Origin of the sequence: Chryseobacterium elymi (genome assembly GCF_003385495.1) — a bacterium.
GTDB lineage: Bacteria > Bacteroidota > Bacteroidia > Flavobacteriales > Weeksellaceae > Chryseobacterium > Chryseobacterium elymi.
Map to the genome: position 1 here is coordinate 1 of NZ_QNUH01000041.1, position 8,444 is coordinate 8,444.

The window sequence follows — 8,444 nt, forward strand, 5'->3', positions numbered from 1 at the left end:
ACTTCAGGATAATAGTTGGAGCCAGTGTTCCGTGTTCGTAGCGGTCAACTCCTGTCTGGGAGAATTTTGCTCCGGGTCTTGCAATTAAACTTAAAGTAACGTGGGAGTCATTAAGCGTTTTTCTTAAATCTCCATCACGGTAATACATTAAGCTGAACTTATCAGGATTGGCAGATTTTATGCTCTGTAATGTTCCGTCTACCCTTACCTGAAAGTTTTTCCAGGGTTCAATAGCTGCAAAAATGTTGGTCTTGTTTATAGAGCTCAAGGAAGCATTTTCTCCTCTTGCAAAAAGGGTAGATGAGGCAAAAGTACGTGCCATAATTCCGTCATCGGTAGTAAGCTGTACACCCAATTGTTCAATATCTCTTTTTGTTCCGGCCCCGATCATGAACCTGTTCACTCTGTTGAACATATAGCGGGCTTCGGCTCCGTATTTAACCTTTTCGTCTTTAAATCCATAGGCTGTATAAAACTGAACTCTCCATGGATCATTTTGCCCAAAGTATGTTCTTGCTCCCAGCCTTATCCTGTCGCCTTCCACTTCGTTTTTACCGTAAATTGAAAAAATAGGACCTATATCAATACCCTTAAAGGCATTGTAATATCCCGATGCGAGTGTTTCGTAGATTTTAACAATACGATTGAATTTTGGAGTCTGCTGAAGCTTATCAAGCATTTCATAGACGCCCTGTTCTGATTTTGACAGTGAGTCCGGTCTTGCTTTTACCCAATACGCATCATCTTTATCAACAAATTTATCATCGTATTCTTCCTGTTTTCGTGTGAATACTTTATCATCCAGAGGTTTATTGAATTCATATTGAGAGTAATCTACCGAGCGTTTGGCTATAATGCTTTTAGAAGTTCTCTTTTTTGCGAAAGGTGTAAGTTCTATTTCTGTAATGAATTTTTTAGGGAGAAATGTATTCTCATCAGGATTGTCATATTCCAGTTCTGTGGAAATGCTGTTGATAAAGTTAACGTTGATCTTTTGTGTAGATTTTAAAGTGGCTCCTAAAACAGCATAATTATCTGTGTCAATATAAAGATAACCCTGAAAAGCTAAGACGTCTTTCCTTTTAGGCTGGTACCTTATTTTATAGGCGTTCTCACCGTGAATAGAAATGGTATCTGTTAAATTATAATCATAGGTGCTGAATCCATTTGAACCTACCGGGCTTGGAAATCCTATGTCAAAATAATTTAGTGTGTTATCATAAATATTAATATCGCGGTAGAGATTTTTTGCAGTAATGGTAATTACCTGATTATCCTGGAATCCTGATGTTTTTTGGGCAACCAGTAATCTTTTTGTCTTTTTTCCGGGTTTGTTTTCTCCGAAATTCTCATAGATGGACTCGTTCAGGAAAATAGGGAGCCCAATCTTTCCGCTGGCTGTGGAATCTGCATAATCAAAAATGAAATCAAGCTTGTTGAAGATCTTTTTACTCATAAAAGCACTGTCCAGATTATTTGCGTCAAACTGGATTTTCTCATACTCCTTATAAGTATAGGTGTCAAATTTCTCTAAGCCATTATTACGTTTTCTTTTCCATACTTCCTGCATAATAGCATAAGCGGGATTCTCTTTCTTGTTTTTGTACCTGGTTTTTTCGTTGTGGATAACGATCTCGTCAATTGTGCTTACTTGTTCCTGGGAAAGCTGTACAAAAACATTGGCGGCATTTTCAGGGGTAATGGTAACGGTTTCGTTAGAATAATTCTTTTTTGAAAATTTCAGTTTATAAATAATACTGTCCGACTTAATGCTAAAGCTTCCAAGAGAAGTTTTTAGAAAAGGCTCAGTATTATCATTGATAAAGATGTCTACACCGGTAATTTCTTTATTGGTTTTTGCATCTACAATTCTTCCGTTTGCTGTGTTTTGGGCATATGCCAGGCAGGATATAAAAAACAGAAAGAAGAGATTATAATATTTAGAGTTGTTATTTAACATCATTTGTTTCTTCAAGCAATTAGCACAAACAAAAAGCGTGCTGTTTATTTAAAAAAGATCATTTTTTTAACGTTTTCAATGAAAATTCACAAAACTACAAATGTAACGAAAATAACAGTAAAAGAGTACAGTAATTAATGACTTCTAAAGTTAGATTTTAGAACGAAATAAACGCTGTTAAACACTATATATAAAAAGAGAATATTTGATAAAATGAATGTTCCAACATTTCATAACTAAAAATTTTCCCACAATTTCTCCACGTATTTTAATCTGTTACTAATATATTCTCCATAGGTTACTCACATATTTTCAACATGCTTTTTAAAATATTCCATACTAACCTAATAGCTTATAGGTATTTTTTCCACAAATTACTAACAGCTGTACTGTATTTATTTTCAATGGTTTATCGCTGGTTTGTATACTTTTCCGCAAAAAATTAATTCTGGTGTGTTTTTGTGGTTAATTTTAGAAATAGAAGATATCGCTAACCTTTTTATTATTTTGCGGAAACTATTAATAAATAATTATAGCATTGAATATATGGATTGATATTTTATGAGGATTTGAGAGTGTAAAATGAAGGCATAAAAAAAGACCTACATTTCTGTAAGTCTTTTTGCTCCTCCTGCTGGGCTCGAACCAGCGACCCTCTGATTAACAGTCAGATGCTCTAACCAACTGAGCTAAGGAGGAATTTCCCTCTGTTTAAGGTGTTGCAAATATAAAAGGAATATTAATATCAGGCAAATTTTATCCCTGATTAACGTTGATTTTTAACTAAAAATGTTGAATTTCAGTAAGAAATATTTCAGATATTTTTTGAATTAACTTTAATCATCTTCAAATAAATGGCGGAAATAGAGTTCCGGGGATTCTAAAAAATTCTTTGTTAACTGATAATGCTCTGTTTCTTTGTAACTGGTCTGTTGAATTTTATCATCCAATACATAAATTTCTGCACCAGGATAGCTCATCAGGATTGGTGAGTGGCTGGAAATAATGAATTGGGCCTTTCCTGCTTTTTCCAATTTGTGAATGACGGATAATAATGATAATTGTCTTTGTGGTGACAGTGCGGATTCCGGTTCGTCAAGAATATAAAGACCATTCCGGAAATGATTGTGAAATAAGGAAAGAAAAGCCTCCCCGTGGGATTGCTGATGCAAGGATTTTCCTCCGTAGGCATTCAGGACGCTTCTGTCTTCTTCGGCAACTTCATCTATATAGGTTGCAAAGTTGAAAAAGCTTTCAGCTCTCATGAAAAATCCCTGACCGGTTTTAGTTTTCCAGGACAGTGTAAGGTATTCGGATAGTTCAGATTCGGTTTTATGGAAATTGTAGTTGTGATTTCTGCTGCCTCCGGATACATTGAAATCGCACTTTTCTGCAATGGCTTCCAGTAATGTAGACTTACCGATGCCGTTTTCGCCAACGAAAAAAGCGACATTGCTTTTGAGTTTTAAATCTAAACCATTGTTCAGAAAGGGAAGGTTAAAAGGAAAACCTTCAGGATGGTTGTCTTTTAAATAAATCCGGGATAAGTAAGGCATCTTGATTATTTTATTGCGTATTGTCAATTCATATCCATCAAAAGGTGTGCAAAATAAAAAAGACCTACATTTCTGTAAGCCTTTTTTTTACTTCTACCACTCAAACCCGTGAACTTTAATCAGCAGTTAGATAATCTTGCCAAATCCAAATGGAATATTGTGGTTTATTTCTTTAAGTCTTTTAATATTTCCTGAACAGCCCGTTCCAGTTGGGGATCATTACCCTGCTGTCGGTCTATGAAGGTGTTTTTAACATAAATATCCGGTTTCACACCTGTCTTTTCAAGATTCTGACCATCAAGGGTATAGGTTCCCCAGGAAGGGAGTCTGTAAAAAGATCCGTCCACAAGGCTTTTTCCTGAAGTGAAGATAATCCAGCGATAGGTATCCTGCCCGATAATTTTCCCTAGCTTGAGGGCTTTAAAGCCAGCTGCGGTCATTTCAGCATCACTTAGTGAGGCTTCATTAATCAGCAGAACGATAGGTTTCCCGGCAGGGGCAAAGTTAGGCTGTGTAGTCATTTTTCCTTCACGGTATTTCCATTGCAGATAAGGTTTTTGAGCAAGGAAATTCAATACTTTATCATGGACATTTCCACCAGTGTTATATCGTAGATCGAGAATAACAGCGTCTTTTTTGTTTTCCTGTTCTACCATATCCAGAAGGAAGCGGTCCAATTCATCAGTTGACATGTTTTTCATGTATGAATAAGCAATGCGATTGTCGCTAAGCTTATTGACGCGTTGACGGTTGTTGGATATCCAATCATCATAAAGCAATCCTTTTAGATCGATATTTGAAATCGGGTGTACTTTTGTTGTTATATTTTTTCCGCTACGGCTGAAAGTAAGAATAAGTTCATCCTGTTTTTTAGGACTTGTGAAATAAGCTTCACGGTTTTCAAGAGGGTCTGCTTTTTTTCCGTTTACGGCAATCAGCTGATCTCCGGGTTTAACATCAACACCAGAGCGAAATGCCGGAGATTTCCGGACAATGCTTTCTACTATATAAGGCTGGTCTGTTTTAAATATAATCCCGGTTTCATTTGTAAAGTAATTCAGGTATCTGGTTTCTTCTTTGCCGGATGAGGAAAACCCGGTGTGTGAAGAATTAAGCTCACCCAAAAGATCATTTAATAAAATCCGCAGATCATTTCTGTTATTTACATACGGAAGATATTTTGCATACTGATCTTTTTTTGCTTTCCAGTTGATCCCGTGAAAGTTTTCATCATAGAAATTTTCTTCAACACCTGTCCAGGCTTCATTGTACATTTGAGTGAATTCGGAAGCCAGATCTTTATCAAAGGCATACTGAATATTAATTTTTTCCGGCTTTAATGCATCCAGTGTCATTTTATAAATATTGCCTTCTATTAATGCAAAAAGATTTTTTTCAATTTTGGTGATATGGGAAGCTTCTTTATCAAAGACTTTCTCAGATTTTGCAGGCTCGAAATCAGTAAACACTTTTTTGAATAACTGCTTTTTTCCATTATCCTGATTGGAATTAAACAATAGAATCTCTTTTTTGTCGTTTGCAAAAACCGCAGGATCATCCTGATATCCATATCTGTCAGTAACCAATTCGATCCTTTCCAGGGTATTTTCCGGGTTGACTTTTAGTTCCTTTATAACAGGTTCTTTCTCTTCCTTTTTCTCTTTGCTTTCGTCTTTTTTCTCTTTAGTGTCCTTTGTTTTTTCAGGTTTTTTTTGTTCTTTTTTTTCTTCAATAAAGAGCTTTTCGAATTTTTCAGATTTATAAGGCTCATCAAACCAATCCAGGGCCATCCGGTAAATGTTGGACTTCTGCATGCCTAAAGGATACGATGGGTTGGTTCTGTCACTGCTGAAGTAAATATATTTGCCATTGGGAGACCAGAAAGGATCTTCCTCCGAAACACCGGTATTGGTGAGATTTATAGTCTGCCCTTTTTTGATGTTATGAATAAAAATATCCAGTTCGAAATTTCTTTTTGCAGAGAATAGCACATATTCATTATTAGGCGAAAAAGAAGGCTTTGAATTTTGGAAAGCCCAGATTTCATCTTTTACAATAGTTGTAGAATTAAAGCCTTTCATATCCATTATCCTTACTTCATCACGGCCGCTTAAGTAAACCGCTTTTGAAAGATCAGTATTAAGGGTTATATTGCGATTGTTGCGTAAATCATGAGTTAATTGTTTGGGTTGGGTTTTTCCGTCTGCAGCAATGCTAAACCAGTTTTGATAACCTTTGTCGGTCTGGTTAAAAAGCAATGTACGATTGTCTTTCAGCCACTTTACTTCCATTACCCGCTCTTTTCCATCGGAAATTTGTTGTATGAATTTTCCTTCGATGTCAGAAACGAAGAGAACACCCCGGCTTACAAAAGCTATCTTTTTGGCATCCTGTGAAACATCGTAGTATGAAATATTATTTTCTACACTGAAATTTTGCTCTTTTTCCAGGATTTTGTTGGTATTGAGGCTGATATCAAGAGCTTTTGTGTTTTTTGCGGCTACGTCGTAAATATAAAGCTGATAGTCTTTTTCAAATATGACTTTGGATCCGTTTGCTGAAACAAAAGGTTTTTTAATAGAAGTGTCAAATTGGGTCAACGGTATTTTTTTGCCATTTTCAATTTGATACAGGTTGTATTCATTATTATTCTCATCCGAAATAAAATAAATACTGCCATTTTTGTCTACACTTGGGTTAAAATCTTTTCCCTCATAATTGGTGTACTGTCTGAAAGAATTGTTCTGTGGGTTATATCCTAAAATGTCAGGGTTGTTTTCTCCCTTATAGCGCTTACGGTGAGTCTGATTAGCGGCTTCTGAGGAATTGGTGAAAAGATATTCGCCTGCTGGAGTTTCAGTAATCCCGCTGGTGTTATTAAAGTAGTTTTTAAAAAGCTTTTGTGGTGTTTTTCCGTCAATAGTCGTTTTAAAACTTCCAAAATTATTGTTCCTGTTTGAGGTGAAATAAAGAGTTTTGCTGTCCCATCCCCAGCTTTCTATTTCATCTTTTCCAGTGTGAAATGTAAGCTGTTTAATCGTTCCGCCTTCAACAGGCATTATGTAAACGTCATAATTGCCATACTGATTAGAGCTGAATGCCAGCCATTTCCCATCAGGAGAAATACGTGGATTAATTTCTTCTCCATCTAAAGCCGTGATTCTCGATGCATTCCCGCCATTAGAGTCTACTTTCCAGATATCTCCGCCATAAGCGAAATAGGCTGTTTTTCCGTCGGGACTAAGTGAAGGACTTGATAAAAAATAAGACTTTTCCTGTGCTGAAATCTGAATGATAGAAAAAGCTGTTAATAATGAAATAAAGATTTTCTTCATGAAATAATTTGATATTATGCCTTATTGTAATATTAATTTATTGCTAATATATAATTGATTTGTCAGATCCGAAAAGTTTAAAGCAAAAAAAACACTTACATTAATCTGTAAGTGTTTGTCCTTATTGGCTCCTCCTGCTGGGCTCGAACCAGCGACCCTCTGATTAACAGTCAGATGCTCTAACCAACTGAGCTAAGGAGGAATGTCCTTTGTTTTAAGTGGTGCAAATATAGGACGAATATTTATACCGTACAAATATTTTTTAGAAAAAATTCAAAAAAATTATAAACTGCCCGTAAGTGCTTTAAAGATATCACTTCCGAAGATCAGTAACATCAATCCTAACAGGAAGATAACCCCTATCATCTGTGCATTTTCCAATACTTTCTGAGGAACAGGTTTCCCTGTAATTACCTCCCACAAAGTAAATAAAACGTGACCTCCATCAAGTCCAGGAATAGGAATAAGGTTCAGAAATGCCAGCCAAACAGAAAACATAGCTGTAAAACTCCAGAATAAGCTCCAGTTAATAGAGATAGCTCCATCTTTAGATTTCTGTACCGGCATGTTTTTGATGATTGCCAATGGGCCACCTACTTTCTTATATCCCTGAACCTTCTTGTTGAAAACCAGTTTAAACTGCTTTACCTGGTACGTCAGACTTTCAATACTTCTTGTGAACCCTCTCCCGATAGACTGTGTAAAAGTGAAGTTCTCAGTAGTAACATACTTTTCAAGCTGCTTGTAAGAAGCTATACCTAAAGTTCCTTCCTTGGAAACTTCAAGACTTAACGGCTGTACTGTGCCAGCTCTTAATACTTCCATATTAATCGCTTTACCAGCATTTTTTATAACAACACCCTGAAGTTCATCATAATAATTGATTTTCTGGCCGTTTACCGAAACCACCTTATCACCTATTTTTAAACCTGCTTCAGCAGTTTTAGGGTTCACGATGGTATCAATTACAGGAGCATATCTTGGCGTAAGGAATGCTCTTGGGTTGTCATCTTTGAAAGCCAATGCCTTCCCGTCATCATCCGTGTTAAAAGTAACTTCTTTTCCTTTTCTTAAAACCGTTACCTGATCACTTAGTAATATATCTAAAGATAATTTATCCAGATTGTTCTGAACTTTTCCGTCTACTTTTAAGATTTTGTCACCATCCTCAAAACCCATTTCTTTTGCAATATTGGTATAATGCATAGGGGTGCTTACTTTAGTCGTATCGAAAGAAGTTTCACCATTGAAATAGGATAGACATCCAAAAATAACCCAGGCCAGGAAAAAGTTAACAGTAACTCCTCCCAACATAATAATCAGTCTCTGCCATGCCGGTTTAGATCTGAATTCCCATGATTGTGCAGGTTTTTTCATCTGCTCTTTATCCATGCTTTCATCAATCATCCCTGCAATTTTCACATAACCGCCGAAAGGAAGCCATCCGATTCCGTATTTTGTCTTTTCAGGATGTTTTCTCCAGTCGTTGTCTGAAAGTTTTGATATATCGATAGGAACTTCTGTCTCTTTCCCGTCTACTACGATAGTTTCTGTGTCCGGAAGGTTTTTCGAAAGAAATTTATACTGCCATTT

Annotated in this window: 4 protein-coding genes and 2 tRNA genes; all 6 read right to left on the reverse strand. The window is 36.3% G+C overall.

What is annotated here, in order from left to right; genetic code table 11:
- Positions 1–1,963: DUF5686 family protein (locus DRF60_RS20480; protein WP_238640267.1), on the reverse strand; the 1,963-nt coding region annotated here is incomplete at its 3' end.
- Between the two features lie 622 nt (positions 1,964–2,585).
- Positions 2,586–2,659 (reverse strand) — tRNA-Asn (locus DRF60_RS20485).
- Between the two features lie 137 nt (positions 2,660–2,796).
- Entirely contained in the window at positions 2,797–3,516 is a 720-nt protein-coding gene (locus DRF60_RS20490) for an AAA family ATPase (RefSeq protein WP_116015180.1), read from the reverse strand.
- Positions 3,517–3,680: 164 nt separating this feature from the next.
- Positions 3,681–6,851, reverse strand: coding sequence for a S41 family peptidase (locus DRF60_RS20495; protein ID WP_116015183.1), 3,171 nt, complete (start codon positions 6,849–6,851; stop codon positions 3,681–3,683).
- Positions 6,852–6,976: 125 nt separating this feature from the next.
- Positions 6,977–7,053: transfer RNA gene (locus tag DRF60_RS20500), tRNA-Asn, on the reverse strand.
- 80 nt (positions 7,054–7,133) lie between these two features.
- A partial coding sequence (rseP, locus tag DRF60_RS20505) for an RIP metalloprotease RseP (protein ID WP_116015185.1) occupies positions 7,134–8,444 on the reverse strand: 1,311 nt, incomplete at its 5' end.

What these genes read in the sequence shown, in the direction of transcription:
- DRF60_RS20490 (WP_116015180.1), bottom strand. Translation starts at nt 3,516, where the DNA reads ATGCCTTACTTATCCCGGATTTATTTAAAAGACAACCATCCTGAAGGT.
- DRF60_RS20495 (WP_116015183.1), bottom strand. Translation starts at nt 6,851, where the DNA reads ATGAAGAAAATCTTTATTTCATTATTAACAGCTTTTTCTATCATTCAG.